The organism is Paenirhodobacter sp. (assembly GCF_050177655.1).
Lineage (GTDB): Bacteria > Pseudomonadota > Alphaproteobacteria > Rhodobacterales > Rhodobacteraceae > Rhodobacter.
Map to the genome: position 1 here is coordinate 1 of NZ_JBFXGV010000019.1, position 25896 is coordinate 25896.

At 67.3% G+C, this 25896-nt stretch carries 25 protein-coding genes and 1 pseudogene; 9 read left to right on the forward strand and 17 right to left on the reverse strand.

Annotation, left to right across the window (positions count from 1 at the left end; translation table 11 throughout):
• Window positions 1-338 (reverse strand): annotated as a pseudogene (locus AB7U46_RS08860) (TraB/GumN family protein); the annotation flags it as partial.
• Between the two features lie 204 nt (window positions 339-542).
• Here AB7U46_RS08860 and groES point away from each other — a divergent pair.
• From groES to AB7U46_RS08880, 4 genes are all read left to right on the forward strand, one after another.
• Window positions 543-830, forward strand: coding sequence for a co-chaperone GroES (gene groES / locus AB7U46_RS08865; RefSeq protein WP_428336596.1), 288 nt, complete (start codon window positions 543-545; stop codon window positions 828-830).
• A 48-nt stretch (window positions 831-878) separates the two neighbouring features.
• The gene (gene groL / locus AB7U46_RS08870; protein WP_428336597.1) at window positions 879-2516 is read left to right on the forward strand and encodes a chaperonin GroEL; all 1638 of its coding nucleotides are present in this window, start codon (window positions 879-881) and stop codon (window positions 2514-2516) included.
• Between the two features lie 202 nt (window positions 2517-2718).
• Entirely contained in the window at window positions 2719-2925 is a 207-nt protein-coding gene (locus tag AB7U46_RS08875) for a cold-shock protein (protein WP_428336598.1), read from the forward strand.
• A gap of 127 nt (window positions 2926-3052) precedes the next feature.
• On the forward strand, window positions 3053-3544 hold the full coding sequence (locus AB7U46_RS08880; protein ID WP_428336599.1) for a hypothetical protein: 492 nt from the start codon (window positions 3053-3055) through the stop codon (window positions 3542-3544).
• On the opposite strand, the gene AB7U46_RS08885 is transcribed toward AB7U46_RS08880, so the two are convergent.
• From AB7U46_RS08885 to AB7U46_RS08915, 7 genes are all read right to left on the reverse strand, one after another.
• A complete protein-coding gene (locus tag AB7U46_RS08885; protein ID WP_428336600.1) occupies window positions 3538-3888 on the reverse strand; it encodes an H-type lectin domain-containing protein in 351 nt (116 codons plus the stop codon). The two genes, AB7U46_RS08880 and AB7U46_RS08885, sit on opposite strands and share 7 nt — an antisense overlap.
• Before the next feature lie 115 nt (window positions 3889-4003).
• Window positions 4004-4402, reverse strand: a complete 399-nt coding sequence (locus tag AB7U46_RS08890; RefSeq protein WP_428336601.1) for a F0F1 ATP synthase subunit epsilon — start codon at window positions 4400-4402, stop codon at window positions 4004-4006.
• 11 nt (window positions 4403-4413) lie between these two features.
• Window positions 4414-5832 (reverse strand): F0F1 ATP synthase subunit beta, encoded by a 1419-nt coding sequence (atpD, locus tag AB7U46_RS08895; RefSeq protein ID WP_428336602.1) that lies wholly within the window; start codon window positions 5830-5832, stop codon window positions 4414-4416.
• 19 nt (window positions 5833-5851) lie between these two features.
• Window positions 5852-6727 (reverse strand): F0F1 ATP synthase subunit gamma, encoded by an 876-nt coding sequence (locus tag AB7U46_RS08900; RefSeq protein WP_428336603.1) that lies wholly within the window; start codon window positions 6725-6727, stop codon window positions 5852-5854.
• Between the two features lie 21 nt (window positions 6728-6748).
• Window positions 6749-8278, reverse strand: a complete 1530-nt coding sequence (gene atpA, locus AB7U46_RS08905; protein WP_428336604.1) for a F0F1 ATP synthase subunit alpha — start codon at window positions 8276-8278, stop codon at window positions 6749-6751.
• The gene (locus tag AB7U46_RS08910; protein ID WP_428336605.1) at window positions 8278-8838 is read right to left on the reverse strand and encodes a F0F1 ATP synthase subunit delta; all 561 of its coding nucleotides are present in this window, start codon (window positions 8836-8838) and stop codon (window positions 8278-8280) included. Before AB7U46_RS08910 ends, atpA begins: the two co-directional genes overlap by 1 nt.
• A 466-nt stretch (window positions 8839-9304) precedes the next feature.
• Complete coding sequence (locus AB7U46_RS08915; RefSeq protein ID WP_428336606.1) at window positions 9305-10063, reverse strand: class I SAM-dependent methyltransferase; 759 nt, start codon at window positions 10061-10063, stop codon at window positions 9305-9307.
• A gap of 62 nt (window positions 10064-10125) precedes the next feature.
• Between AB7U46_RS08915 and gloB the strand changes: the two genes are divergently transcribed.
• Window positions 10126-10896, forward strand: coding sequence for a hydroxyacylglutathione hydrolase (gloB, locus tag AB7U46_RS08920; protein ID WP_428336607.1), 771 nt, complete (start codon window positions 10126-10128; stop codon window positions 10894-10896).
• 6 nt (window positions 10897-10902) lie between these two features.
• Here gloB and AB7U46_RS08925 read toward each other — a convergent pair whose 3' ends face one another.
• Window positions 10903-12327, reverse strand: coding sequence for a chloride channel protein (locus AB7U46_RS08925; RefSeq protein WP_428336608.1), 1425 nt, complete (start codon window positions 12325-12327; stop codon window positions 10903-10905).
• Between the two features lie 328 nt (window positions 12328-12655).
• On the opposite strand from AB7U46_RS08925, the gene clpA reads away from it, so the two are divergent.
• Entirely contained in the window at window positions 12656-14974 is a 2319-nt protein-coding gene (gene clpA / locus AB7U46_RS08930) for an ATP-dependent Clp protease ATP-binding subunit ClpA (RefSeq protein WP_428336609.1), read from the forward strand.
• A 1-nt stretch (window position 14975) separates the two neighbouring features.
• Entirely contained in the window at window positions 14976-15956 is a 981-nt protein-coding gene (locus AB7U46_RS08935; RefSeq protein ID WP_428336610.1) for a M23 family metallopeptidase, read from the forward strand.
• Here AB7U46_RS08935 and AB7U46_RS08940 read toward each other — a convergent pair whose 3' ends face one another.
• From AB7U46_RS08940 to AB7U46_RS08950, 3 genes are read right to left on the reverse strand one after another with little or no spacing between them, the layout of a single operon-like run.
• On the reverse strand, window positions 15957-17348 hold the full coding sequence (locus AB7U46_RS08940; protein ID WP_428336611.1) for a peptidoglycan -binding protein: 1392 nt from the start codon (window positions 17346-17348) through the stop codon (window positions 15957-15959). It abuts the gene before it with no gap.
• Between the two features lie 3 nt (window positions 17349-17351).
• Window positions 17352-18542: a biopolymer transporter ExbB gene (locus AB7U46_RS08945; protein ID WP_428336612.1), complete on the reverse strand. Its 1191-nt coding sequence runs from the start codon at window positions 18540-18542 to the stop codon at window positions 17352-17354.
• A 59-nt stretch (window positions 18543-18601) separates the two neighbouring features.
• Window positions 18602-19135, reverse strand: a complete 534-nt coding sequence (locus AB7U46_RS08950; protein WP_428336613.1) for a gamma-glutamylcyclotransferase — start codon at window positions 19133-19135, stop codon at window positions 18602-18604.
• 63 nt (window positions 19136-19198) lie between these two features.
• Between AB7U46_RS08950 and AB7U46_RS08955 the strand changes: the two genes are divergently transcribed.
• The gene (locus AB7U46_RS08955; RefSeq protein WP_428336614.1) at window positions 19199-20185 is read left to right on the forward strand and encodes a DUF2125 domain-containing protein; all 987 of its coding nucleotides are present in this window, start codon (window positions 19199-19201) and stop codon (window positions 20183-20185) included.
• Here AB7U46_RS08955 and AB7U46_RS08960 read toward each other — a convergent pair.
• The 3 genes from AB7U46_RS08960 to hisC are packed head-to-tail and all read right to left on the reverse strand — an operon-like array spanning window position 20173 to window position 23098.
• Complete coding sequence (locus AB7U46_RS08960; RefSeq protein ID WP_428336615.1) at window positions 20173-21072, reverse strand: extensin family protein; 900 nt, start codon at window positions 21070-21072, stop codon at window positions 20173-20175. The genes AB7U46_RS08955 and AB7U46_RS08960 overlap by 13 nt on opposite strands.
• Complete coding sequence (locus AB7U46_RS08965) at window positions 21072-22010, reverse strand: prephenate/arogenate dehydrogenase family protein (RefSeq protein WP_428336616.1); 939 nt, start codon at window positions 22008-22010, stop codon at window positions 21072-21074. The genes AB7U46_RS08960 and AB7U46_RS08965 overlap by 1 nt, the downstream gene beginning before the upstream one ends.
• A complete protein-coding gene (hisC, locus tag AB7U46_RS08970; protein ID WP_428336617.1) occupies window positions 22007-23098 on the reverse strand; it encodes a histidinol-phosphate transaminase in 1092 nt (363 codons plus the stop codon). Before hisC ends, AB7U46_RS08965 begins: the two co-directional genes overlap by 4 nt.
• A 231-nt stretch (window positions 23099-23329) precedes the next feature.
• On the opposite strand from hisC, the gene AB7U46_RS08975 reads away from it, so the two are divergent.
• On the forward strand, window positions 23330-23719 hold the full coding sequence (locus AB7U46_RS08975) for a hypothetical protein (protein WP_428336618.1): 390 nt from the start codon (window positions 23330-23332) through the stop codon (window positions 23717-23719).
• A gap of 78 nt (window positions 23720-23797) precedes the next feature.
• Here AB7U46_RS08975 and rpsD read toward each other — a convergent pair whose 3' ends face one another.
• Together rpsD and AB7U46_RS08985 are read right to left on the reverse strand one after the other, a co-directional pair.
• Entirely contained in the window at window positions 23798-24418 is a 621-nt protein-coding gene (gene rpsD, locus AB7U46_RS08980) for a 30S ribosomal protein S4 (RefSeq protein ID WP_428336619.1), read from the reverse strand.
• Between the two features lie 298 nt (window positions 24419-24716).
• Window positions 24717-25790, reverse strand: coding sequence for a Hint domain-containing protein (locus AB7U46_RS08985; RefSeq protein WP_428336620.1), 1074 nt, complete (start codon window positions 25788-25790; stop codon window positions 24717-24719).
• Window positions 25791-25896: the final 106 nt, after the last annotated feature.

Consider the following 25896-nt stretch of genomic DNA (forward strand, 5'->3'; position numbering starts at 1 on the left):
GGGTTCTCGGTGGTGACGGATTTGATCTTCGCCTCCTCCTCGGGCCCGGCCTCGACGAGCAGTTCGCTGGCCTTTTCCAGCACCGGGGTCAGCTCGTCGACGAGGGCCTGATGCCGCGCGTCGGGCCTGTGGAAGGTGCCGGCGAGGGTGATTTCCTGCCCCTCCTTCGTCGCGCGGAAGATCAGCCCCTGGGCGAAGGGCGCCGCATGCGCGCTTGCGGTGATCGCGGAACGCTCGGCCTCGGGCAGGGCGGCGAAGAGGTCGGTGCCCACGCATTCGGCGGCGAGCGGCGCCGCGGTGAGCAAGGAAACCACGAGGGGAAGAATGAAACGACGCAAGACGGCCTCCGATAAATCGCGGCGAGGATGGCACGCGCCGCGCCCCCGGCCAAGGCCCGCCGATGCCGCGATGCGGCGGAAAATTTGCGCAAATTTTCCCGGGGCCGGTGTTGACAGCCGCGGGGGGCAGTGACTAACTCCCGCCTCGTTAGCACTCAGGCAAGACGAGTGCCAAACCCGATAGAACCTTAGGGAGTGACCGAAATGGCATTCAAACCGCTTCACGACCGCGTGCTGGTCAAGCGCGTGCAGAGCGAAGAAAAAACCAAGGGCGGCCTGATCATCCCCGACACCGCGAAAGAAAAGCCCGCCGAGGGCGAAGTCGTCGCCGTGGGCGAAGGCGCGCGCAAGGATTCGGGCGAGCTGATCGCGCCCTCCGTCAAGGTCGGCGACCGCATCCTGTTCGGCAAATGGTCGGGCACCGAAGTGACGCTCGAGGGCGTCGAGATGCTGATCATGAAAGAATCCGACATCATGGGCATCATCGCGTAATTGCGACGAAACCCCTGATCTCAAACGATATTCAAAGGAGCCAATAAAATGGCAGCCAAGGACGTCAAGTTCTCGACCGATGCCCGCGACCGCATGCTGAAGGGTGTGAACATCCTCGCGGACGCCGTGAAGGTCACGCTGGGCCCGAAAGGCCGCAACGTCGTCATCGAAAAGTCGTTCGGTGCGCCCCGCATCACCAAGGACGGTGTTTCGGTCGCCAAGGAAATCGAACTGTCCGACAAGTTCGAGAACATGGGCGCGCAGCTCGTGAAGGAAGTCGCCGCCCGCACCAATGACGAGGCTGGCGACGGCACCACCACCGCCACCGTGCTCGCCCAGGCGATCATCAAGGAAGGCCTGAAGTCGGTCGCCGCCGGCCTCAACCCGATGGATCTGAAGCGCGGCATCGACCTCGCGACCGCCAAGGTCGTCGACGCGATCAAGGCCGCCTCGCGCCCGGTCGCCGATTCGGACGAAGTCGCCCAGGTCGGCACAATCTCGGCCAACGGCGAGGCCCAGATCGGCCGCTTCATCGCGGATGCGATGCAGAAGGTCGGCAACGAGGGTGTCATCACCGTCGAAGAAAACAAGGGCATGGAGACCGAAGTCGAAGTCGTCGAAGGCATGCAGTTCGACCGCGGCTACCTCTCGCCCTATTTCGTGACCAACCCCGACAAGATGATCGCGGATCTCGAAGACTGCTACATCCTGCTCCACGAGAAGAAGCTCTCGTCGCTGCAGCCGATGGTGCCGCTGCTCGAAGCCGTGATCCAGTCGACCAAGCCGCTCCTGATCATCGCCGAGGACGTGGAAGGCGAAGCGCTCGCCACCCTCGTCGTCAACAAGCTGCGTGGCGGCCTGAAGATCGCCGCCGTCAAGGCGCCGGGCTTCGGTGATCGTCGCAAGGCGATGCTGCAGGACATCGCGATCCTGACCGGCGGCCAGGTGATCTCGGACGACCTCGGCATGAAGCTCGAGAACGTCGGCATCGACATGCTCGGCAAGGCCAAGAAGATCTCGATCTCGAAAGAGAACACGACGATCGTCGACGGCGCCGGCGACAAGGCCGAGATCGAGGCCCGCGTCGGCCAGATCCGCACCCAGATCGAGGAAACCACCTCGGATTACGACCGCGAGAAGCTGCAGGAGCGGGTTGCCAAGCTCGCCGGTGGCGTCGCCGTCATCCGCGTCGGCGGCATGACCGAGGTCGAGGTGAAGGAGCGCAAGGACCGCGTCGACGACGCGCTCAACGCGACCCGCGCCGCGGTTCAGGAAGGCATCATCGTCGGCGGCGGCGTGGCTCTGGTTCAGGCCACGAAGACGCTCGAAGACCTGAAGGGCGCCAACGCCGATCAGGACGTGGGCATCTCGATCATCCGCCGCGCGCTCGAAGCGCCGCTGCGTCAGATCTCGGAGAACTCGGGCGTCGACGGCGCCGTGGTCGCCGGCAAGATCCGTGATTCGGAATCGACCTCGTTCGGCTTCAACGCGCAGACCGAAGAATATGGCGACATGTTCAAGTTCGGCGTGATCGACCCGGCCAAGGTAACCCGCACCGCGCTCGAGAACGCGGCTTCGGTCGCCGGCCTGCTGATCACCACCGAGGCGATGATCGCCGAAAAGCCCGAGCCGAAGGCTCCGGCCGGTGGCATGCCCGACATGGGCGGCATGGGCGGCATGATGTAATCACGCCTCCCATCCGGGAAACGCGAAGGGCGCCTTTCGGGGCGCCCTTTTGCATGGCACCTTGTATTGCCCCGCGATTTCGGGTATCAGGCCTCCGCTACGTTGCTTCGCTACCTGTCTCCCTAACCGGCTTCAGTTGCACCGAACTGACTATGCCGAGCTGCCGCATACCGCGGGCAGCATATCTGAAGGAGACTACACGATGGCCAAGGGCACCGTGAAATGGTTCAATGACACCAAGGGCTTCGGCTTCATCGCCCCGGAAGCGGGCGGCAAGGACGTTTTCGTCCACATCTCGGCGCTGGAGCGTGCGGGCATCCGTCACCTCGCCGATGGTCAGGCCGTGACCTACGATCTGGAAGCGGGCCGCGACGGCCGCCAGTCGGCGACCAACCTCGCGCTGGCGTAAGCCTTCCCGAGACGGAATTCGCGAAGGGCGCCCCTGTGGCGCCCTTTTGCATGGGCGCCCTGCCCCGCCGGTTTCACGATCTCGCCCGAATCGCCCGTCACAGTCGCGACGACGCGCAGGAGCCGGCATGCATTTCGAGAACGACGCGATTGTGGAGAAGCAGGGGCCGATGCGCCGTCTCGCGCGCGTGGGCCTCGTGATGGTGGGCCTCGTGGTGATTCTGGGTCCGGTGCTCGTCGCCGGGGCGCTGCTGTCGCCCGAGTTGCACCCGATCGCCCAGCTGATCGCCGCCGGCGTCTATATCGGCTTCGCCTTCACCGGGATATCGGCGATCAGGGCGGCCTTCGCCCCCCGCCACGATCTGCGTCTCGACCCCGCGACGGGACTGGCCACGATCACCACCTATCGCCTGCGCCGCCGCGACACCGTCACGCGCCCGCTTTGCGATCTCGGCCCGCCCCGGGTCGAACGGATCCCGCGCAGCGACACGGCGGATGACTTCGCGCTGCATATTCACATCGCCGGACATGATCCGGTCAGCTTCCTCTTCGTCGCCGCCGAGGACGAGGCCATGCTCTGGGCGCGGCGGATCGAGGCGCTGCGCCTCGCGGCTCAGTAGACGTCCCAGTCGTCCTCATGCGCTACGCCGCCGATCGCCATCCAGTCGGCGCGCACGCGCGCGACGCGGGTGTCGCCCCAGGTGCGGAAGACGATGACGAAGCCCTCGACCGTCACCATGTCGGCGGAGATGTCCACGCGCGGATTGTGCTTCTGGTCGATGTCCCACATCGAAAGCGAGACCATCACCGAGGGCAGCTCGCGGAAGGGCTCGTCGAAGGTCACGATGCGGCGCAGCTCGCGCGGGCCCTCGCCCGTCCACATCGCGCCGCCGTCCTGGTAATCGGAGAACAGCACGAGCGAGCCCTGCGCAATGCCGACCCGGTGTGCGGACAATTTCTGCATCGTGAACCTCAAGCCTTTTCCAAGGATTACGACGCAATCCGCAAAGAAAAAAGCCCCGGGTTGAAAAGAAGAAGCCCCGGGCGGGCCCGGGGCTTCGAAAGTCGCTGCGCTGCGCTCAGAGCGTCATGTGGGTGCCGAGCGCTTCCATGTCGGCGAGCATCTTCGCCGCCGCGTCGACGAGCGAGGGCGGTGCGGTCTCGACGACCTTGCGCGCCTCTTCCATCATCTCGGCGTGGACATCCGGGGTCAGCTCCGCCTTCGGCATGCCGCGCTCGGCGAGAACGATCACGCCCTCGCCATTGATCTCGGCAAAGCCGCCGGTCACGGCGTAATCCGCCGCGCCCTCGGCGCTGACCACGGTCAGGATACCCGGCCGCAGCGTGGTGATCAGGGGCGAATGCCCCGGCATCGCAGTCAGGTCGCCATCGGCGCCCGGAATGCGCACCTCGCGGGCCTGAACGGAAGCGAGCTTCCGTTCGGGCGAGACGAGGTCGAACTGCATCGTATCGGCCATGGGTTATCCCCTTACGCCGCCGCGGCGAGCTTCTGCGCCTTGGCGATCACTTCGTCGATGCCGCCAACCATGTAGAAGGCAGCTTCCGGCAGGTGGTCGTATTCGCCGGCCACCACAGCCTTGAACGACTTGATGGTGTCCTCGAGCGGCACCTGGACGCCGTCCGAACCGGTGAAGACCTTCGCCACGTCGAACGGCTGGCTGAGGAAACGCTGGATCTTCCGGGCGCGGGCCACGGTCAGCTTGTCCTCTTCCGACAGTTCGTCCATGCCGAGGATGGCGATGATGTCCTGCAGCGACTTGTAGCGCTGCAGCATGCCCTGCACGTCACGGGCGACCTGGTAGTGTTCTTCGCCGACAACCTGCGGATCGAGGATACGCGAGGTCGAGTCGAGCGGGTCAACCGCCGGGTAGATGCCGAGTTCCGAGATCGCACGCGAGAGCACGGTCGTGGCGTCGAGGTGGGCGAAGGAGGTCGCCGGCGCCGGGTCGGTAAGGTCGTCGGCCGGAACGTAGATCGCCTGCACCGAGGTGATCGAGCCCGCCTTGGTCGAGGTGATGCGTTCCTGCAGCGCGCCCATGTCGGTCGCGAGCGTCGGCTGATAGCCCACGGCCGAGGGGATACGGCCGAGCAGCGCCGACACTTCCGAACCCGCCTGGGTGAAACGGAAGATGTTGTCGACGAAGAACAGCACGTCGGTGCCCGACTGGTCGCGGAACTGTTCGGCCAGCGTCAGACCGGTGAGCGCGACGCGCGCACGGGCCCCCGGAGGCTCGTTCATCTGACCGTAGACAAGCGCCACCTTCGACTCCGCGAGGTTGTCGAGGTTGATAACGCCCGATTCGATCATTTCGTGATAGAGGTCGTTCCCTTCACGGGTACGCTCACCCACGCCGGCGAACACGGAGAAGCCCGAGTGCACCTTCGCGATGTTGTTGATGAGCTCCATGATGAGCACGGTCTTGCCCACGCCGGCGCCGCCGAAGAGGCCGATCTTGCCGCCCTTCGAGTAGGGGGCGAGCAGGTCGATCACCTTGATGCCGGTGACGAGGATCAGGCTCTCGGTCGACTGTTCGGCGAATTCCGGAGCCGGCTGGTGGATCGCACGCGCCTGCTCGTTCGAGACCGGGCCCTTTTCGTCCACCGGCGCGCCGATGACGTTGAGGATGCGGCCGAGGGTCGCGTTGCCCACCGGAACGGTGATCGGAGCGCCGGTATCCGACACTTCGGCGCCGCGGACGAGACCTTCGGTCGCGTCCATGGCGATGGTGCGGACGGTGTTCTCGCCCAGGTGCTGGGCGACTTCGAGCACCAGCTTCTTGCCGTTGTTGGTGGTCTCGAGCGCGTTCAGAATCGCGGGCAGGCCGCCTTCGAACTGCACGTCGACGACGGCGCCGATGACCTGGGTCACTTTGCCTTTGCTTGCCATGTTTCTCTCTCCGGTTCCGTCAGAGCGCCTCGGCGCCCGCAATGATTTCAACGAGTTCGGTGGTGATCGCGGCCTGACGCGAGCGGTTGTACTGGATCGTCAGCTTGTCGATCATGTCACCCGCATTGCGCGTCGCGTTGTCCATCGCCGACATCTGGGCGCCGTTGAACGAGGCGTTGTTTTCCAGAAGCGCCGAGAAGATCGCCGTCGAGACACCACGCGGAAGCAGGTCGTGCAGGATCTCCTCCTCGCTCGGCTCGTAATCGAACACCGCCGAGGCGCCGTGGCCCTCCACCGCGTCGAATTTCGCGGGGATGATCTGGCGTTCGGTCGGCACCTGGCTGATGACGCTCTCGAAGACCGAGTAGAAGATCGTCGCGACATCGTATTCGCCCGCATCGAAGCGGTCGAGAAGGTCGCGCGCGATCCCCCGCGCCGTCAGATAGGTGATCTTCTTCACCTCGCTCAGGTCGACATGGCCGACGAAATGATCGCCGAGGTCACGGCGCAGCGCGTCGCGGCCCTTCTTGCCGACGGTCAGGATCTTCACCGTCTTGCCGGCGGCGATCAGCTCATGCGCCTTCGCCCTGGCGAGCTTGGCGATATTGGCGTTGAAGCCGCCGCACAGGCCACGCTCGCCCGTCATCACGACGAGGAGCTGCACCTGGTCCGAACCGGTCCCCCGAAGGAGACGCGGCGCGGAATCGGAGCCACCCACCGAAGCGGCGAGACCGGCCATGACGGCGGTCATCCGATCGGCGAAGGGCCGCGAGGCTTCGGCAGCCTCCTGGGCGCGGCGAAGTTTCGCCGCCGCGACCATCTGCATCGCTTTCGTGATCTTGCGAGTGTTCTTGACACTCGTGATCCGGTTTTTCAGGTCCTTAAGGCTGGGCATGTCCCTGTCCTTTCAGGCCGATCAAGCGAAAGTCTTGGCGAATTCTTCGATCGCGGCCTTCAGCTTGGCTTCGGCGTCACCCTTGATCTTCGGATCTTCGTTGGTGATCCACTCGAGGACGTCCTTGCGGTTGGTGCGCAGGTAGGACAGCAGGCCCTTCTCGAACCGGCCGACTTCCTTCACCGGGATCGCATCGAGGAAACCGTTGGTGCCGGCATAGATGACGGCGACGATTTCCGCGTTGGTCAGCGGCGAATACTGCGGCTGCTTCATCAGCTCGGTCAGACGCGCACCGCGGTTCAGCAGCTTCTGCGTCGCGGCGTCGAGGTCCGAGCCGAACTGCGCGAAGGCGGCCATTTCGCGATACTGCGCGAGTTCGAGCTTCACCGGGCCGGCGACCGACTTCATCGAGTTGGTCTGGGCCGAGGAGCCGACGCGCGACACCGAGAGACCGGTGTTCACGGCCGGGCGGATGCCCTGGTAGAACAGTTCGGTTTCAAGGAAGATCTGGCCGTCGGTGATCGAGATCACGTTGGTCGGGATATAGGCCGACACGTCGCCCGCCTGGGTTTCGATGATCGGCAGCGCGGTGAGCGAGCCCGAACCGAAATCCTCGTTGAGCTTCGCCGAACGCTCCAGCAGACGCGAATGGAGGTAGAACACGTCGCCCGGATAGGCTTCACGCCCCGGGGGACGACGCAGCAGCAGCGACATCTGGCGATAGGACACGGCCTGCTTGGAGAGGTCGTCGTAGATCATCAGCCCGTGCATGCCGTTGTCGCGGAAGTATTCCGCCATCGCGGTCGCGGTGTAGGGGGCGAGATACTGCATCGGCGCCGGGTCCGAAGCGGTGGCGGCGATGACGGTGGTGTATTCCATCGCGCCGGCTTCTTCGAGCTTCTTCACCAGCTGGGCCACGGTCGAACGCTTCTGGCCGACGGCGACGTAGAAGCAGTGCAGCTTCTTCTCGGGGTTGGCTTCGTTGTACGACTTCTGGTTCAGGATGGTGTCGAGCGCGATCGCGGTCTTGCCGGTCTGACGGTCGCCGATGATCAGCTCGCGCTGGCCGCGGCCGATCGGGATCATCGCGTCGACCGACTTCAGGCCGGTCGCCATCGGTTCGTGCACCGATTTGCGCGGGATGATGCCCGGCGCCTTGACGTCGGCGATGCGACGCTCGGTGGCGACGATCGGGCCCTTGCCGTCGATCGGGTTGCCGAGCGCGTCGACCACGCGGCCGAGCAGGCCCGGGCCGGCGGGCACGTCAACGATCGCGTTGGTGCGCTTGACGGTGTCGCCTTCCTTGATGTCGCGGTCGGAGCCGAAGATCACGATGCCGACGTTGTCGACTTCGAGGTTCAGCGCCATGCCGCGGATGCCGCCGGGGAACTCGACCATTTCGCCCGCCTGGACGTTGTCGAGACCGTAGACACGCGCGATGCCGTCACCGACGGACAGCACGCGGCCGACTTCGGCGACCTGGGCATCCTGCCCGAAGTTCTTGATCTGCTCCTTGAGGATCGCAGAAATTTCAGCTGCCTGGATGCCCATTATCCGACCTCTTTCATGGCGTTCTGGAGAGAAGCGAGCTTGGCCTTGACCGAAGTGTCGATCATGCGCGAGCCCAGCTTGACGATCATGCCACCGATGAGGCTCTCATCGACGGCGACGTTCAGTTTGACGGTCTTGCCCGTCTTGTCCTTCAGCGTTTGCGCGAGCTTGTCGGCCTGCGCCTTCGACAGCGCGATCGCCGAGGTGACATCCGCGGTCACTTCGCCCTTCGCTTCGGCAATCGCCTCGGCGAGCGCCTTGAGCAGCTGCGGCAGCGCGAAGAGACGGCGCTTTTCCGCCATCAGGCGCAGGCCGTTGGCGAGCGGCGCGGAGAGTTTCATCTTCGCGGCGAGCGCGGAGATCGCACCGGCCTGGCCCTCGCGGCTGTAGATCGGCGAAACGATCAGGTCGCGCAGATCCGGCGACTCGGCCAGTGCGGCGCCAAGCGCGCCGACATCGGCTTCGAGCGCGTCGAGGCCGCCGGCCTCCTGCGCGAGGTCAAAGATTGCCGCGGCATAGCGCCCGGCGATGGCTGCGGAAATCGAAGCTGGTTCGGACACGTCCACCCTTCCGATGCTCTTGCCTCCGCGCCACTGGAACCGCAGGTTCCGGGCCGGAAGCCCCCTTCGGTGCAGGGTCTCCCAAGCACCACATTCGGGCCTGCGTGTAGCAGAGCTATCCCCCCCTCGCAACCATCTTGCACAACAGAATGTGAATGCAAAAGGCGCATTTGATCCCCCTCGCCCGACTGTTAGCGCAAGCCTTCGCACGCAACGTCACGCTGCCCCCGACCGGGAGCGTTTCGCACGTCGCCCAACGAGGGAAAATGCGCGGCGCAACCTTCGGTGATTCTGCTTTGTGTCGGCGCCCTTGGCCCGCGCGCCGAGGGGGCGCCGCCCCCTCCGGGCCTGCGGCCCGTTCACCCCCGGGATATTTGCCCTCTATAGAAAGCAGCTTCTGCAGAGATGAAATATCCCGGGGGGCTGCGAAGCAGCGGGGGCAGCGCCCCCTCCCCGCGACACTCCCTCAGACCGGATCGGCCATCGGCTTCGTCGCGCCCTCGAGGATGGAGAGCGGCTTGCGCACCGCGGCGCCGAGCCCGGGGCGGCGGGGATTGTGCAGTTGTTTCGAAATCTCGAGGATCACCACACCGGCGGCGAGAAAGCCCGCGGCCTTCGCGCCGAGCCGCTCCCACATCGGCGCCGAGCGCAGCCAGAAGCGGCGATGCGAGGGCGGGATGTAGAGCGCGGCGGTGTGGCGTTCGGGGGCGAAGCCCGCGGCGCGCGCCTGGGCGTCGAGCTGGCCGAGCGTGTAGGGCCGGCCGAAGCCGAAGGGCGTCGTCTCGCGCGGGGCCCAGACGCCGGCGCGGATCGGCACGATCAAAAGCGCCCGCCCCCCGGGGCCGAGCACCCGCCAGCATTCGGCCAGAAGCGCATCGGGGTGGTCGGAGGCCTCGAGCCCGTGCATCACCACCAGCCGGTCGACCATGCCGGTCTCGAGCGGCCAGCGCATCTCGTCGCAAAGCACCGAGACATTGGGCAGACCCGCGGGCCAGGGCATCACCCCCTGCTCGGCCGGCATCAGCCCGATCACCCGGCGCGCCGGTTCGAGATAGGGGCGCAGGAGCGGCACGGCGAAGCCGTAGCCCGCCACCGTGAGCCCCGCCATCTCCGCGGGCGTCGCGGGCCAAAGCTCGACCACCCGGTCGCGCACCGCCTTCTGCGCGGCGCGGCCAAGTTGCGTGCGGTAATAGAAATTCCGCAGATCGAGCACGTCGAGATGCATTGCGCGGCGCCCCTCCTTCGGCGATGCTGCCCGGCAGCATAAAGCAAGCGATGCGAAACGCCATGACCCTCGAACTGATGATCGTGCCCTGCCTGGCCGACAATTACGCCTATATCCTGCATGAGATCGAGACCGGGACGACCTCGGTGATCGACGTGCCGGAGGCGGCGCCGATCCTGCAGGTGCTCACCGCGCGGGGGCTGAAGCTGCGCCAGATCCTGATCACCCATCACCACAGCGATCACATCGCCGGGGTGGAGGCGCTGGCGCAGGCGACCGGGGCGAAGGTGATCGGCGCCGAGGCCGATGCGCAGCGGCTGCCGAAGCTCGATATGGCAGTGCATCCCGGCCAGAGCTTTCCGCTTGGCGTCGAGCAGATCGAGGTGATGGGCGCGGATGGCCACACGCTGGGCCATGTCGCCTATTACCTGCCGAACGCGGGGCTTCTGTTTTCCGGCGACAGCCTGATGAGCTGGGGCTGCGGGCGGCTTTTCGAGGGCAGCCCCGCGCAGATGTTCGACACGCTGAGCCGGATGGCCGCGCTGCCGCCCGAGACGCTGGTCTGCTCGGGCCACGAATATACCGAGGCGAACGGGCGGTTCGCGCTCAGCCTCGAGCCGAAGCATCCGGCGTTGCGCGCGCGGATGGCGCAGGTGCAGGCGGCGCGCGCCGAGGGGCGGCCGACGCTGCCCGTGGCGCTTTCGGAGGAGCTGGCCACGAACCCGTTCCTGCGCGCCTCCGATCCCGCGCTGCGCAAGGCGCTCGGCCTCGAGGCGAAGGCCACGCCGCTTGCGGTCTTCACCGAGGCGCGGGCGCGCAAGGACCGGTTCTGAGCCCTCTCAGCCCTGTTTTGGCGGGGTTTCGTGCGGCAGCAGACGCCCGGCGGCCTCTGCCTCGCGGCTGGCAACGCCCGCGGCCTGCGCGGCCATCGCGCGACGCTGGCGCAGCGCATCGGCGATGAAGAGCCGCGAGAGCGCATGGTAGAGCGGCTCGGGCGAAATGAAGCGCGAGGCGCCATAGCCCAGCATCGCGGCCACCATGATCGGCGCGACATTGGCGTGATTGCCGGTCATCTCGAGGATGATGACGAAGGCGGTCATCGGCGCCTGGGTGACGCCCGCGAAATAACCCGCCATGCCGAGGATCGCGGTGAGCCCGACCTGCGTGCCCATCACCACCGCGATCGTCGCGCCAAGCCCGGCACCGACCGAGAGCGAGGGCGCGAAAAGGCCGCCCGGGATGCCCGAGACGGTTGCGGCGAGGGTGACGACGAACTTGCCGAGGAAATAGCTCGCGTCGGGGGGCGTGCCCTCGACCGCGGCGCGCGCCTGATCGTAGCCGGTGCCGAAGGTCTCGCCGCCGCAGAGGATGCCGACGACGGCGGTGATCAGCCCCGCGGCGAAGGCGAGGAGCAGCCCGCGCATCCGCGGCGCGGGCGTGCGCCAACGCCGGATCCGGCGGGTGAGCGAGATCACCAGCCGCGCGAAGAGCGCCCCGATCAGCCCGCCGACCACACCGCAGACGATCGCGGTGATCCAGTCCTGCGGGAAGACGGCGGAGGTGTCGGAAACGCCGAAATAGGTATAGTTGCCGAGGATGCCGAGCGAGGAGATGCCGGCGATGATCACGGCCGAGAGCACGACGCCATTGGTGCGCGCCTGATAGGCCCGGCTCATCTCCTCGATCGCGAAGACGATGCCGGCGAGCGGGGTGTTGAAGGCGGCCGAGATCCCGGCGGCGGACCCCGCGAGGATCAGCCCGCGCCCGTGCAGCATGTCGCCCCAGCGCGCCGATTGCAGCATGATCGAGGCGCCGACCTGCACCGTCGGCCCCTCGCGCCCGATCGAGGCGCCACAGGCCAGCCCGGCGACGGTCAGCGCGATCTTGCCCACCACGATGCGCAGCGTCAGCAGCCCGCCGCGCTCGGGGTCGTCGCGCAGATGGCGCGCGGCGATCGCCTGCGGAATGCCCGAGCCCTGCGCGCCCGGAAACCAGAACATCGCGATCGCGGCACAGGCGGTGAAGCCGAGCGGCGAGATCAGGAGCGGCGCATAGCTGCCCCAGCCGCCCTCGGCCCCGGGCGCGGTGATCGCGGCGAAAAGCCGGTGCGCCCAGTCGGCGGCGATCGCGAATCCCGCGCTGATCGCGCCGATCGCGAGCGCGCCCGTCCAGAACACGAGTCGCGTCTTCCAGAGCCGGCGCGAGGTGACCAGCGCGCGCGAGCGACGCAACATGGCGATGCGCGAAATCCTGAAGGCGCCCATTTTCCCATCTCCCGGTATCTGCCCTGCATGAACCGGGGGGAAATGCATTGCAACCCCGAACCCCGCCCTCCCGCGCGGGGGCCTTGGAAACACAGGGCAATTCAGCGTAAAAGCGGGTTTCGACGAGAGAAACGGAGCTTTCTGCACCTGCAAAATGGCCGGGCCGATTGGCTAACAGGATGTTCACTTTTCAAGCAGAGCGTGGATCGTGAGCAGATTTTGTGCAGATGGGACTTGAAGACGGACGAAATCCACCGAACTTTAAACTTATGCGGCCAGGATCGGGACAGGCCCCTCCGCGGCCCCGTCATGAGGAAAGGAGCACCTGATGCCTTCGTTTTCGACCACGCTCGAACAAGCCATTCACGGTGCACTGGCGCTGGCCAACGCCCGGCGCCATGAGCTGGCCACGCTCGAGCACCTTCTGCTTGCCCTGATCGACGAACCCGATGCAAATCGGGTGATGCGCGCCTGCGGCGTCGATCTCGACGAGCTGCGCCAGACGCTCACCGAATTCATCGACGACGATCTGTCGACCCTGATCACCGAGGTCGAGGGCTCGGAAGCGGTGCCGACCGCCGCCTTCCAGCGCGTGATCCAGCGCGCCGCGATCCATGTGCAAAGCTCGGGCCGGACGGAAGTGACCGGCGCGAACGTGCTCGTCGCGATCTTCGCCGAGCGCGAGAGCAACGCCGCCTTCTTCCTGCAGGAGCAGGACATGACGCGCTATGACGCGGTGAATTTCATCGCCCATGGCGTCGCCAAAGACCCCGAATTCGGCGAGGCCCGGCCCGTGATCGGCGCCGAGGAGGAGGCGAAAGCGGAGGCCGCGCAGCCCGGCGAGGCGAAGGAATCTGCGCTCGCCAAATATTGCGTGAACCTGAACGCGAAATCGCAGAAGGGCGACATCGACCCGCTGATCGGCCGCGAGGAAGAGGTCGAACGCGCGATCCAGGTGCTGTGCCGTCGGCGCAAGAACAACCCGCTTCTGGTGGGCGACCCGGGCGTCGGCAAGACCGCCATCGCCGAGGGGCTCGCGCTGAAGATCACCCGCGGCGAGACGCCGGAGATCCTGTCGAAATCGACGATCTTCTCGCTCGACATGGGCGCGCTGCTCGCCGGCACCCGCTACCGCGGCGATTTCGAGGAGCGGCTGAAGGCGGTGGTGAAGGAGCTCGAGGAGCATCCCGACGCGATCCTCTTCATCGACGAGATCCACACAGTGATCGGCGCGGGCGCCACCTCGGGCGGGGCGATGGATGCCTCGAACCTGCTCAAACCGGCCTTGCAGGGCGGCAAGCTGCGCTGCATGGGATCGACCACCTACAAGGAATTCCGCCAGCATTTCGAGAAGGATCGCGCGCTTTCCCGCCGGTTCCAGAAGATCGACGTGAACGAGCCGTCGGTCGGCGACTCGATCAAGATCCTGATGGGGCTGAAGCCGAATTTCGAGCATCACCACGACATCCGCTACACCAATGACGCGATCAAGGCGGCGGTGGAGCTGTCCTCGCGCTACATCCACGACCGCAAGCTGCCCGACAAGGCGATCGACGTGATCGACGAGGCGGGCGCGGCGCAGCATCTGCTGCCCGAAAGCAAGCGGCGCAAGACGCTCGGCGTGAAGGAGATCGAGGCGGTGGTGGCGAAGATCGCCCGGATCCCGCCGAAGAATGTCTCGAAGGACGATGCCGAGGTGCTGCGCGATCTGGAAAAATCGCTCAAGCGCGTCGTCTTCGGCCAGGACAAGGCGATCGAGGCGCTGGCCTCGGCGATCAAGCTGGCCCGTGCCGGCCTGCGCGAGCCGGAAAAACCGATCGGCAACTACCTCTTCGCCGGCCCGACCGGCGTCGGCAAGACCGAGGTCGCCAATCAGCTCGCCAACACGCTTGGTGTCGAGCTGCTGCGCTTCGACATGTCGGAATATATGGAGAAGCACGCGGTTTCGCGCCTGATCGGCGCGCCTCCGGGCTATGTCGGCTTCGACCAGGGCGGCATGCTGACCGATGGCGTCGACCAGCACCCGCATTGCGTGCTGCTGCTCGACGAAATCGAAAAGGCGCATCCGGACGTGTTCAACATCCTGCTGCAGGTGATGGACCACGGCAAGCTGACCGATCACAACGGCCGGCAGGTCGATTTCCGCAACGTGATCCTGATCATGACCTCGAATGCCGGCGCCGCCGACATGCAGAAGGCCGCGATCGGCTTTGGCCGCGAGCGGCGCGAGGGCGAGGACACGGCGGCGATCGAGCGCACCTTCACGCCGGAATTCCGCAACCGTCTCGACGCGGTGGTGAGCTTCGCCCCGCTGCCGAAGGAGGTGATCCTGCAGGTCGTCGACAAGTTCGTCCTGCAGCTCGAGGCGCAGCTGATCGACCGCAACGTCCATATCGATCTGAGCCCCGAGGCGGCGAGCTGGCTTGCCGAAAAGGGCTACGACGACAAGATGGGCGCGCGCCCGCTTGGCCGCGTGATCCAGGAGCACATCAAGAAGCCGCTCGCCGAGGAACTGCTCTTCGGCCGGCTGACGAAGGGTGGCGTGGTCAAGGTCGGCGTGAAGGACGATGCTATTGTCCTCGACGTCGAGGAACCGGGCAAGCCGCGTATCGCCAACGCGAAACCGCGGCTTCTGCCCGCCGGCTGAGATGCCACGCGCGACAATCCTCCCGGCCCTGATCCTCGGGGCCGGGGTCTTCCATGGCATCGCGGCTTTTGCCGCCCCTATTGCGCTTGACCTGCCCGTCGCCTGCACGCTTGGGCAGGATTGCTATATCCAGCATTACCTCGACCGCGATCCGGGCCCCGGGGACAAGGATTTCGCCTGTGGCCCGGCGACCTATGACGGCCATGACGGCACCGATTTCGCCCTGCCGACGCGCGCGGCGATGCGGGCGGGGGTCGAGGTTCGCGCCGCCGCGGCAGGCAAGGTTCGGGCGGTGCGGGACGGCGAAGCGGATGGCGCCTTTGCCGCCGGCGCGCCGGTGAAGGGCAAGGAATGCGGCAATGGCGTGGTGATCGACCACGCCGATGGCTGGCAAACGCAATATTGCCACCTCCGCGAAGGCTCGATCATCGTGCACCCGGGCGAAATGGTGGCGGCCGGCGCGGAGCTTGGGCTCATCGGCATGTCCGGCCTCGCGGAATTTCCGCATCTCCATCTTACCCTGCGCGAAGGCGGCATCCCCGTCGATCCGTTCCATCCCGGCGCGCTCGCGGGCTGCGACAGCGCGCCCACCGACACGCTCTGGCGCGATCCCCCGGCCTATCTCGGTGGCGGCGTGCTGCAGATCGGCCTTGCCGATGCGGCGCCGGACTATGCCGGCGTGAAACAGGGGATCGCGCCGGACCCCTCCCTGCCCGCAACGATCCCGGCGCTGATCCTCTGGGCCTATGGCTATGATTCCGCCGCGGGCGACCGGCTTTCGCTGAGCATCACCGGCCCCGGGGGCTTCCGTTTCACCCATGACGAAGTACTCGCGAAGCATCAGGCCCTGTTTTACCGTTTTGCCGGGAAAAAGGCGCCCGCAGGCGGTTTCGAACCCGGGCAGTACGAGGCGCGCGTCACCTTCACACGCGGCGCGCGGGTGCTGAGCGATACGGTCACCGCCGTCACGCTCGGCCCGTGATCAGCGCTCGGTCAGCTTGAGCTCGATGCGCCGGTTCGCCGCGCGCGCAGTGTCGCTGGTGCCCGCGACCACCGGGCGGAACTCGCCGAACCCGGCGGCGGCAAGGCGGCGGGGCGGGAAGCCGAGGTCCGAGATCATGTAGCGCACGACCGAAAGCGCCCGCGCCTGGCTCAGTTCCCAGTTGTCGCGGAACTGGCCCTGCCCCGAGAGTGGCGTGTCGTCGGTGAAGCCGTCGACCTCGAGGATCCAGTCGATCGTCGGCGGGACCTCCCCCGCAAGCTCCTGGAAGGTTTCGGCGACGCGGGCGATCTGCGCCTTGCCCTCGGGCGCAAGATCGGCAGCGCCGGGTTCGAACAGCACCTCGGAGGAGAACACGAAGCGGTCGCCAACGATGCGCACCCCCTCCCGCCCCTTCAGCAGATCGGACATCCGCCCGAAGAATTCCGAACGGTATTTCGCAAGATCCTGCGCCTCGGCCTCGGCCTTCTTGCGCGCCTCCTCCTCAAGCTGGGCGCGGCGTTTCTGCTCCGCCGCGACCTGCGCGAGCGCGGCATTCAGCTGCGAGCCAAGCGTCTCGACCTGCACTTTCGCATCCGCATCCCTCGCCTTCGCCTCATCCAGAACGCCTTGCAATTCATTGAGTTGCGTGCGCAACGCAGCGATCTGCGCGTTCAAAAGCGTGACCTTTTCCGCGTTGCGATCGCTCTCGGCGCGGGTATCGGCAAGGGTCTTTTCGGCGAGTGCTTTCAGCGCCGCGGCCTTTTCGGCGTCGCTCAGCTGCGCGTCGAGCCTGCCCTGCAATTCGTCCTTGGCGGCCTGCGCCGCCGCGAGCAACGTCAGCGTCTCCTCCGCCTTCTTGCGCGCCGCCTCGAGCTGCAAGGTCATCGCCGCCAGTTCGCCGCCCGAGGATTTCAACTTGCCGCGCAATTCCTCGAGCGTCGCCTTGTCGAGGCGCAGCTCGTCTGCCTTCGCCGTGGCATCGGCCCGCGCCGCGTCGCGCTCGCCCAGCAACTGCGCGACCTGCGCCTCGAACTCGGTGATCTTCTCGCCCGCCGCGGCAAGATCCGCCTTGCGCGCGTCGAGCTGCCCGGTGAGCGAGGCGATCAGGTCCGATTGCGCCCGCGCCTGCACCGCCGCCGCGTCGAGCTTGCCGCTCAGATCCGCCGATTTCGCCTGTTCCAGCGAGAGCGCCGAGGCCAGTCCCGCGACCTGTTCGGACAGTGCCGAAAGCTCGTGATCCTTGCTCGAAATCGTGTCGCGCATCACCGACTGCACGATCATGAAGATCGAGAGCACGAAGATCAGCACCATCAGAAGCGCGCCCATCGCATCGACGAAGCCGGGCCAGACATTCGTCGAAAACCGCGCGCTGCGCCGGTTCGAGAGCGCCATGGCTCAGCCCTCGCCCCGTGTACGGGTCAGGATCGCTCGGGTCAGCGCGGCGAAATCGTTGCGCAGCTCGGCCATGCTTTCCTGTCGGCCGGCCGACATTTCCTCAAGCAGACGAAGGAGTTGCACGTCGATCGAGCGCAGGCGCATGCGCATCTCCGCCTCGACATCGGCATCCTGCGCGGCCGCCGCGCGTTCGCTCAGCCCTTCGAGCGCGGTGATCAGCCGGTCCTGCCCCTCGGCCATGTGGCCAAGCATCTGCACCTGCGCCGCCCGCGTCTCGAGATCGCGGTTGAGCCCCTGCGCCAGCGCGCCGAAAGCCTCGGTGAGGTTCGCGAGCCGGATCTCGGTCTGCCCCCGTGCGTTTTCCGAGCGCACGAACAGCGTCTGAAGGCTGTCCATCTGCTCGGCCATGTGATCGAGGATCTCGGCCACGGCGGAGGTCTCGCCCTCGCCCTCCGCGGCGGCGAAACTGAGCCGGGTGATCGAGGAGATCCACTCTTCGAGCTCACCGTAGAAGCGGTTCTGGCCGTGGGTCACAAAGAGTTCGAGCAGCCCGACGACGAGCGATCCGGCGAGGCCGAGGAGCGAGGAGGAAAACGCCGTGCCCATGCCGCCCAGCTGCGATTCGAGGCCGGTCATCAGCCGGTCGAAGACCACGGTCGCCCCCTCGTTGCCCTGCGGGGCGAGTGCGCGGATGGTGTCGACGACGCCCGGAACAGTCGTGGCGAGCCCGTAGAACGTGCCCAGAAGACCAAGGAAAATCAGCAGGTTGGTGAGGTAGCGTGTGATGTCGCGCGCCTCGTCGATGCGGGTGCCGACCGATTCCAGGATCGAGCGCGAGGCCGAGGTCGCGATCGTGCGCGAGGCCCCGCGCGAGCCGAGCAGCGCGGCGAGCGGCGCGAGCATCGTGGGCGGGGTGTAGGCCGGGCGCCCGGGGCGGTCGGCGGCGAAGCTCTCGATCCAGCTCACCGCCTTCACGAGCTGCACCACCTGCCAGAAGCAGGCCAGCACGCCGAGCACGAAGACGGTGCCGATCAGCCCGTTCAGCCAGGGGTTCGCAAGGAAGATCGGGAACACCCGGGCATAGGCGAACCAGCCACCGACCGCGACGAGCGCGAGCACGATCAGCATCAGCGTGACCTGCCGCACCGGCTGGGAGAACTGCGGCGCGGGCCGCCGGACATCTGCGCGCATCACTGCCTCGTCGCTGCTTTTGGCCCGAAGATAGGCGGGTGGCGCGACCCTGCCAAGGGTTAACGCGCGGCGCGGCGGACCTGCTTGGCCAAAGCCTCGAGATCGGGATCGGCAAGCCCCAGTTTGCGCAGATGCGCGGCGGTGTTGAAGAGATAGTCGCGGTTCGGACCGCGCGCGCCCACGGCCTGCGCGATCACCTGCGCCTGTTCGGCGGGCGACAGCGCGCAATATTGCGGGCCGTCGCGGTCGATCACATAGGTCACGGCGGTCACCCGGCGCCCATCGGCAAGCGTCACCGGCAATTCGCGTTCGAGATAGGCGTCGGAAACCAGTTCACGCGCACGCAGATCGGCCAGCACCGCGGCGGCCTCCTCGGGGGCTGGGCGCAGCGCGAGGCCGGCGCAGCCTGCCCCCTCCGCCGCGTCGAGCGCAAGCACGAGGCCCGGCGCCTCGGCGGTGCCGCGGTAATGGATCGAGCGCATGCAAAACGAGCGGTGCCAGCCCTCGAGCCGCGCCGGAACCGCCTCGACCGGCGCGAAGCCCGGATCCCAGATCAGCGAGCCATAGCCGAAGATCCATAACGTTTCGGTCATCGCGCTGGCCCTCCCTCGCCTCGCTGGTTACATGGGGGGAAGGGGCTTGGAAAGGGGGCGGCGATGCGTCTCGTCGGCGGGATCGTGGCACTGGCGGCACTGGGCGCGGCGGCGAGCGGGGGCGGCGGCTATCTGCTCGCGCGCGGGGCGCAGGCGGTGCTGGCGCAGCACCCCGGGCAGGTCACGGCGACCGCACTGGCGCCCACAGGCTTTCCGCTCGCTCTTGGGGTTTCAGCGCAGGGGCTCACCCTCGCCGATCCGCGCGAAGGGGTCAGCTGGCAGATCCCCGCGGCGCAGCTTTCCGCCCCGCTCTGGGCGCCGCTCGACTGGCAGATCACCGCGCAGCTGCCGCAGAAACTGACGCTCGGCGGGAGGCCCTTCACCCTTTCCGCACAGGAGACCGGCGCCCGCATCGGCCTTGGCCTCGGCACCGATCTGCCGCTGCGGCGCGCGGAAATCACCCTCGCCGCGCCGCGCCTCTCGCAGGAGGGCACCAGCGTCACCGCGCTCGCCGCGACGCGGATCCGCGGCACGGCGGAGGAGACGGAAACCGGGCGCTACGCGCTGAACGGCGAGATTTCGGCGCTTGCCCTGCCCCCCGGCCTTGCCGAAAAACTCGCCCCCGGCGTCGCGCAGCCCGACGTGATCGAAAGCGTCACACTGACGGCGCAGGCGGGGTTCGACCGCCCCTTCGCGCTGGCCACCGGCGCCGAGCCGCGGCTCGAAACCCTCGATCTGCAAACGCTCGCGCTCGACTGGGGCGGCCATGCGCTCACCGCCACGGGCGCGCTCACGATCGACGCGCAGGGCTTTCCCGAGGGCAGGATCACGGTGGCGACGCGGGACTGGGCCGCCTGGCTGCGCATCGCCCATGCGGCCGGCCTCGTCTCGCGCGACGAGCTCCCGCTGCTCACCAGCCTCGGCACCTATCTCGCCGCGCAATCGCCCGAGGGCAGGGTCGAGGTGCCGCTCGCCTTCGCCGCCGGGCTGATGAGCCTCGGCCCGGTGCCGCTTGGCCCCGCGCCGCACCTCGCGGCTCAGCGGCAATAGGGTCCGCCGCGGTAACGCGCGACGTCGACGTGGATGTGGTTCTGGTGGTAGCGGTCCGATTTCGGGCCAGGCACCGTGCCAAAAGTGCCGCAGGCCGAGCGGTGGATCGAGGTCAGGATCTTCGGCTGCCGCTTCCAGCCGGAGAGCACGTCGATCACCTCGCCGTTCTTCAGCGTCACCCCCGCGAAATCGACGGCGCGCCCGCGGCCATGTTCCGAGATCTTCGCGCCGCGGACATTGTTGCGCGGACGGCAGCTGTAGCTCGCCGCGATCTCGACCCGCCGGATGCCGCCGCCGCGCTTGCCCACGGCGGGCACGATGCCACGCTCGAGCCAGCGCTGGAAGGCGGCGACGGTCTCGCAATCGGCGGTGATCGGCTGCGAGAGCGCGTAGCCGGAAACCGAAGTCACCTCGACCCCGTCCTCGAGGCCACAGCCGCGCACCTTGCCCGGGATCGCCGCGATCTTGCGCCCGGTGACGCCGCGCAGCCCGCAGATCCCGGCCGGCGCCGGCGCCGTCTTCTGCGCCTTCGAACGCTTGCCCGGGGCGACGGCAACCGGCTCCACCGCCTGCGGTGCGCCCCTTTCGGGCCGCGGCAATGGGCGGATCGCGGCAAGGAGGACACCGCCCGGCGGCGCTTCGGGCGCGGCGGCCTCGGGCGGCACCGGTGCGACGGCGAGCGTCGCCGGACGCATCGGCGGGCGGAACCCGGCCAGAGCGGGATCGGAAGGAAGCATCCCCGCCTCGGGGGCGGGCGCGGCCTCGGGCGTGGCGGAAACCGGGCGCAGGAGCGGGCGCGGCGAGGTCGTGGGCGCCTCGGCCAGGGCTGGGAGCGGAAGGCAGCAGGCGAGCAGAAGCGCCGCGAGGGCCCCGCGCCCGCCGCGCATCATTCGGTCTCCGGCTTTGGCGGAGGAACCGGCGCGCCGCGGCCGAAATCGGGGGCGGAAGTGTCCTGCCCGGCCTCGATGATGCCGCGCCGGATCGCGCGGGTGCGGGTGAAATAGTCGAAGAGCATGTCGCCGTCGCCCATCCGGATCGCGCGCTGGAGCACGAAGAGCTCCTCGGCGAAGCGGCCGAGCACGTCGAGCACCGCCTCCTTGTTGGTCAGGAAGACGTCGCGCCACATCGTCGGGTCGGAAGCCGCGATGCGGGTGAAATCGCGAAAGCCCGAGGCGGAATATTTGATCACTTCCTCATGCGTCACGCGGCGCATGTGATCGGCGACCCCCACCATCGTATAGGCGATCAGGTGCGGCGTGTGCGAGGTGACGGCAAGCACGAGGTCGTGGTGGACGAGGTCCATCTCCTCGACATTGGCGCCCATCGCCTCGATCATCCCGCGCAGCCGCGCGACCGCCGCCGGGTCATTGCCCTCGAGCGGGGTGAGCAGCCACCAGCGGTTGACGAAAAGCGTGGCGAAACCGGACCGCGGGCCGGAATGCTCGGTGCCGGCAAGCGGGTGGCCGGGGATGAACTGCACATGCGCGGGCATATGCGGCGCCACCGCCTTCACCACCGCCTGTTTGACCGAGCCGACATCGGTGACAGTCGCCCCGGGCGCGAGATGCGGCGCGATCTCGGCCGCGATCGCGTCCATCGCGCCGACCGGCACGCAAAGCACGACGAGATCCGCCCCCGCGACCGCCTCGGCCGCGGTGTCGCAAACCCGGTCGACGAGACCAATCTCGAGCGCGGTCGCCCGCGTCTCGGCCGATTTCGCATGGCCGACGATCTCACCCGCAAGACCGTTGTCGCGGATCGCATGCGCCATCGAGGAGGCGATGAGGCCCAGCCCGATCAGCGCGACGCGGTCGTAATGCCTCATGCCGCGCCGCCCGATTTGAACACGCCGATCAGATGCGCGACGCGGCGGCAGGAGGGCTCGTCGCCCACGGTGATGCGCAGGCAGTTCGGCAGGCCGTAGCTTGCCACGCGGCGCACGATCAGCCCGTCCTTCTTGAGGAATTCGTCGCAGGCGACGGCCTCTTCTTCCGAGCCAAAGCGGGCCAGCACGAAATTCGCCATCGAAGTGTCGGAGGGCACGCCGCGTTCGGCCAGCGCCTCGGCGAGCCAGTGCCGCAGCCTTGTGTTGTCCTCGCGGCAGCGGCTGATCCAGTCTTGATCGCGCACCGCGGCCTCGGCGGTCTCGAGCTGCGCGGTCGAGAGATTGAACGGATCGCGGACGCGCGAGAGCACGTCGATGATCGCCTGCGGCCCGTAGCCCCAGCCGATGCGCAGCCCGCCCAGCCCGTAGATCTTGGAGAAGGTGCGCGTCATGAACACGTTCGGCAGCCGCGTCGCCAGCTCGGCACCGCCGTCATAGCCCTCGACATATTCGGCATAGGCGCCGTCGATCACCAGCAACGTCTGCTTCGGCAGGCCCGCGGCGAGGCGTTCGAGCTCGGCCAGCCCGATCATCGTGCCGGTCGGGTTGTTCGGGTTGGCGAGGAAGACGAGCTTCGTCTTCTTGTTGCAGGCTTTCAGGATCGCATCGACATCGGTCGTGCGTTCGCGTTCGGGCACCGCGACCGGCGTTGCCCCCGCGCCGAGGGCGGCGATCTTGTACATCAGGAAGCCGTGCTCGGTGAACAGGACCTCATCCTTCGGCCCGGCATAGGCGTTGACCAGCATGCGGATGATCTCGTCCGAGCCAACGCCGCAGATGATCCGCGCCGGGTCGAGCCCGTAGACGTCGCCGATCGCCTGGCGCAGGCTGGCGTGATCGGTCGAGGGGTAGCGGTGCAGCTTGTGCGCACAGCGCGCGAAGGCTTCCTTCGCCTTGTCGGAGGGGCCGAAGGGGTTCTCGTTCGAGCTCAGCTTGATCGCATCGCTGATCCCGGCCACATGCGACGCCCCGCCCTCGTAAAGGGCGATGTCGAGGATCCCGGGCTGCGGGCGGATGAGATCATTCATGGCTGCGTTCCTTGTCGTCGCCGCTTCAATAGCCGCCAGCGGGGCGCTTTGGAAGCGCTGTTTGCGCTCCCCCGGGCCGGGCCGGTTTCGCGGCCTCCGCGGCGGTCTGTAAAATTTGAATCAATTTGGAACGAATAACGCGCTCTCCGCCACAAGCGATGCCGCTTTTCGCCACAGTTGGAAAGGAAATCTCAACCATCCAGAAACCAACCCCGCTGCTGAGAGGTTTCCATGCACAACCGTTTCCCGAGCCTCACCCTGACCCTCTGCGCGACCCTGCTGCTGCCCGCGCTCCCCACCGCCGCCCGCGCCGACGGGCTGCGCGACGCCTTCACCGCGCTTTCCGAACCCGACCGCAAGGCGGTGCAGCGCGAACTGGCGCGCGCCGAGCTTTACCTCGCCGAGGTCGACGGCAGCTGGAACGCCGCGACCGAACGCGCCCTGCGCCGCGGCATCGACACCGTCGCGCTGAAAACCCAGAACGAGGTGCATCCCCGCATCGCCTCGACCGAGGAGGCCGACGATTACATCGACGGGCTGCGTCAGGGGAAATATTCGAAACTGCTCTACGCGCGCCGCTCGCTCTGGCGCGAGCTGATCGCGATCGGCACCGGCATCTGAGCGCCGGTGCCCCCCCTCCCGGCAAAGGAAAAGGCCGCCCCGAAGGGCGGCCTTTCCGTTCCGTCGAGAACCGAGGGATCAGTTCTTCGCGTAGAATTCGACGACGAGGTTCGGTTCCATCTGCACCGGGTAGGGCACATCGCCCAGCGCCGGGGTGCGGACGAAGGTCGCGACCATCTTGCCGTGGTCGACCTCGAGGTAATCCGGAACGTCACGTTCGCCCGACTGCGAGGCTTCGATGACGAGGGCGAGCTGACGCGACTTCTCGCGCACCGCGATCACGTCGCCTTCCTTCACACGGTAGGAGGCGATGTTGACGCGCTTGCCGTTCACGGTGACGTGGCCGTGGTTGACGAACTGGCGGGCGGCGAAGACGGTCGGCACGAACTTGGCGCGATAGACGATCGCGTCGAGACGGCGCTCGAGCAGGCCGATCAGGTTCTCGCCGGTGTCGCCCTTGACGCGCTCGGCTTCCGCATAGATGCGGCGGAACTGCTTCTCGGTCAGGTCGCCGTAGTAGCCCTTGAGTTTCTGCTTCGCGCGCAGCTGGGTGCCGAAGTCCGACAGCTTGTTCTTGCGGCGCTGGCCGTGCTGGCCCGGACCGTAGTCACGCTTGTTCAGCGGCGACTTGGCGCGGCCCCAGATGTTTTCGCCCATGCGGCGGTCGATTTTGTACTTGGCAGAGGTGCGTTTGGTCACCGTCTGATCTCCTTCTTGGTTTCGAAGGGCGTTGTCCTCTTCCCCAGGCCCCATCCGCGAGGCTTTCGGGCGACAGGTCTCCCCTTGCGGGGTCCACCAACACCAATGAATGACCCGGCGACCTCGGCCCCCGGGATGGCGGGCTTATACAGCCGGAAGCCGGGGAGTCAACGCCTTTCGCCGGCGCCTGTGTCTCCTGCGGATGCCTCCGGCGGGAGTATTGGGACCAAGAAGAAAGCCCTTTCATCTTGCCGGAAATACCTCGGGGGTCCGGGGGCGGCGCCCCCGGCCTGGACGGTCAGGCGGCAAGATCGTGGCGCAGGATCGCTGCCTCGGAGGAGTGCAGCGCCCGCCGCGCGAAGGCGCCATAGCTCTGCGGATCGCGCGCGATCTCGGGGAACAGGGCCAGCAGCCCCGCGCGCTGATCCTCGGCGATCATGCTCAGATCGGTCGAGGCGGGGTGGAAGCTTTCCGTCTCCATCCCGTTCGCGCGGATCACCTCGTGGCGGGCGAACATCAGGTGAATATAGTGCAGCTCGGGCAGGCCCTGCTCGATCCGCACCGCGCCCCCGTCGACGAGGTCGCGCGCCTGCACCAGCACCTCGTCCTCGTTGAAAAGCGCGCGCGCCTGCGCGCCGCGGATCAGCATCCGGTGCTGCGGCGAGACCAGCAGATCGCCGGTCGGCCGGCCGATGCCGAAGGCGCCCGAGCGGATCCGCACCGGGCGCAGATGCGGCAGCGCATGCAGCCGCGCGCCGGTCATCCGCCGCGCACCGACCCAGAGCAGCTCCTGCGCGCCGTCGTCGCGCGTCGCGATCCGGTCGCCCGGGCGCAGCGCCTCGACCGGGCGCGGCCCCTCCGGCGTGTCGATCAGCGTGCCCGGGGTGAAGCAGATCACCCCCGGTTCGGGCAGGCGCAGCGGCGCGGGGCGCAGATCGACCGCGCAATCCACCACCCAGAGATCGGTGTCGCGCGGCGGCATGCGGTCGGCGAACATCAAAAGCCGCGCCGCGGCTTCGGGCAGCTCGACCAGCGTCACCACCCAGGCCTGCAGCCCGTCGGTCACGGTGAAACTCTGTTCCGGCAGATCGAAGACCTCCGGCGCGGGATCCGCCAGCGCCGCGGCGCCCTGCCCCTCGATCGCCGCGCCAAGCAGCCGATGCACCATCCGCGCCGCGCGCGCACGCATCTCCGCCTCGCCCTCGGCCCCGCTCAGCACGAGCAGGTTCTGCGGCCCGTCGACCCGCAGCGCCTCACCGCGCCAGCGCCAGCTCGCGCCGGTCGCCAGGAGTTCGGGCCCCGCCGCGCGCAGCCCGTCGATTTCCGTTTGTGCCCATGAAATGACAAACGTGCCCTGATAGCCCGTTTTCATTGCCTGTATGTCCCGCGCTCGTTTTATGGGCCTTGTGACCCTTGATTGAGACGCAGGCTAACATGGGTGATTCGCCTTGGGAATCCCCTTTGTTAACGATTGCGGC

Bases quoted from the DNA above. Each gene is read 5' to 3' on its own strand.
- groL (WP_428336597.1), top strand. From the start codon at position 879: ATGGCAGCCAAGGACGTCAAGTTCTCGACCGATGCCCGCGACCGCATG.
- gloB (WP_428336607.1), top strand. From the start codon at position 10,126: ATGACCCTCGAACTGATGATCGTGCCCTGCCTGGCCGACAATTACGCC.
- AB7U46_RS08950 (WP_428336613.1), bottom strand. From the start codon at position 19,135: ATGACCGAAACGTTATGGATCTTCGGCTATGGCTCGCTGATCTGGGAT.
- AB7U46_RS08985 (WP_428336620.1), bottom strand. From the start codon at position 25,790: ATGAAAACGGGCTATCAGGGCACGTTTGTCATTTCATGGGCACAAACG.
- AB7U46_RS08875 (WP_428336598.1), top strand. From the start codon at position 2,719: ATGGCCAAGGGCACCGTGAAATGGTTCAATGACACCAAGGGCTTCGGC.
- AB7U46_RS08955 (WP_428336614.1), top strand. From the start codon at position 19,199: ATGCGTCTCGTCGGCGGGATCGTGGCACTGGCGGCACTGGGCGCGGCG.
- atpA (WP_428336604.1), bottom strand. From the start codon at position 8,278: ATGGGCATCCAGGCAGCTGAAATTTCTGCGATCCTCAAGGAGCAGATC.
- AB7U46_RS08885 (WP_428336600.1), bottom strand. From the start codon at position 3,888: ATGCAGAAATTGTCCGCACACCGGGTCGGCATTGCGCAGGGCTCGCTC.
- AB7U46_RS08935 (WP_428336610.1), top strand. From the start codon at position 14,976: ATGCCACGCGCGACAATCCTCCCGGCCCTGATCCTCGGGGCCGGGGTC.
- AB7U46_RS08880 (WP_428336599.1), top strand. From the start codon at position 3,053: ATGCATTTCGAGAACGACGCGATTGTGGAGAAGCAGGGGCCGATGCGC.
- hisC (WP_428336617.1), bottom strand. From the start codon at position 23,098: ATGAATGATCTCATCCGCCCGCAGCCCGGGATCCTCGACATCGCCCTT.
- AB7U46_RS08960 (WP_428336615.1), bottom strand. From the start codon at position 21,072: ATGCGCGGCGGGCGCGGGGCCCTCGCGGCGCTTCTGCTCGCCTGCTGC.
- AB7U46_RS08945 (WP_428336612.1), bottom strand. From the start codon at position 18,542: ATGCGCGCAGATGTCCGGCGGCCCGCGCCGCAGTTCTCCCAGCCGGTG.
- clpA (WP_428336609.1), top strand. From the start codon at position 12,656: ATGCCTTCGTTTTCGACCACGCTCGAACAAGCCATTCACGGTGCACTG.
- AB7U46_RS08975 (WP_428336618.1), top strand. From the start codon at position 23,330: ATGCACAACCGTTTCCCGAGCCTCACCCTGACCCTCTGCGCGACCCTG.
- AB7U46_RS08900 (WP_428336603.1), bottom strand. From the start codon at position 6,727: ATGCCCAGCCTTAAGGACCTGAAAAACCGGATCACGAGTGTCAAGAAC.
- AB7U46_RS08925 (WP_428336608.1), bottom strand. From the start codon at position 12,327: ATGGGCGCCTTCAGGATTTCGCGCATCGCCATGTTGCGTCGCTCGCGC.
- groES (WP_428336596.1), top strand. From the start codon at position 543: ATGGCATTCAAACCGCTTCACGACCGCGTGCTGGTCAAGCGCGTGCAG.
- AB7U46_RS08915 (WP_428336606.1), bottom strand. From the start codon at position 10,063: ATGCATCTCGACGTGCTCGATCTGCGGAATTTCTATTACCGCACGCAA.
- AB7U46_RS08890 (WP_428336601.1), bottom strand. From the start codon at position 4,402: ATGGCCGATACGATGCAGTTCGACCTCGTCTCGCCCGAACGGAAGCTC.
- atpD (WP_428336602.1), bottom strand. From the start codon at position 5,832: ATGGCAAGCAAAGGCAAAGTGACCCAGGTCATCGGCGCCGTCGTCGAC.
- AB7U46_RS08965 (WP_428336616.1), bottom strand. From the start codon at position 22,010: ATGAGGCATTACGACCGCGTCGCGCTGATCGGGCTGGGCCTCATCGCC.
- AB7U46_RS08940 (WP_428336611.1), bottom strand. From the start codon at position 17,348: ATGGCGCTCTCGAACCGGCGCAGCGCGCGGTTTTCGACGAATGTCTGG.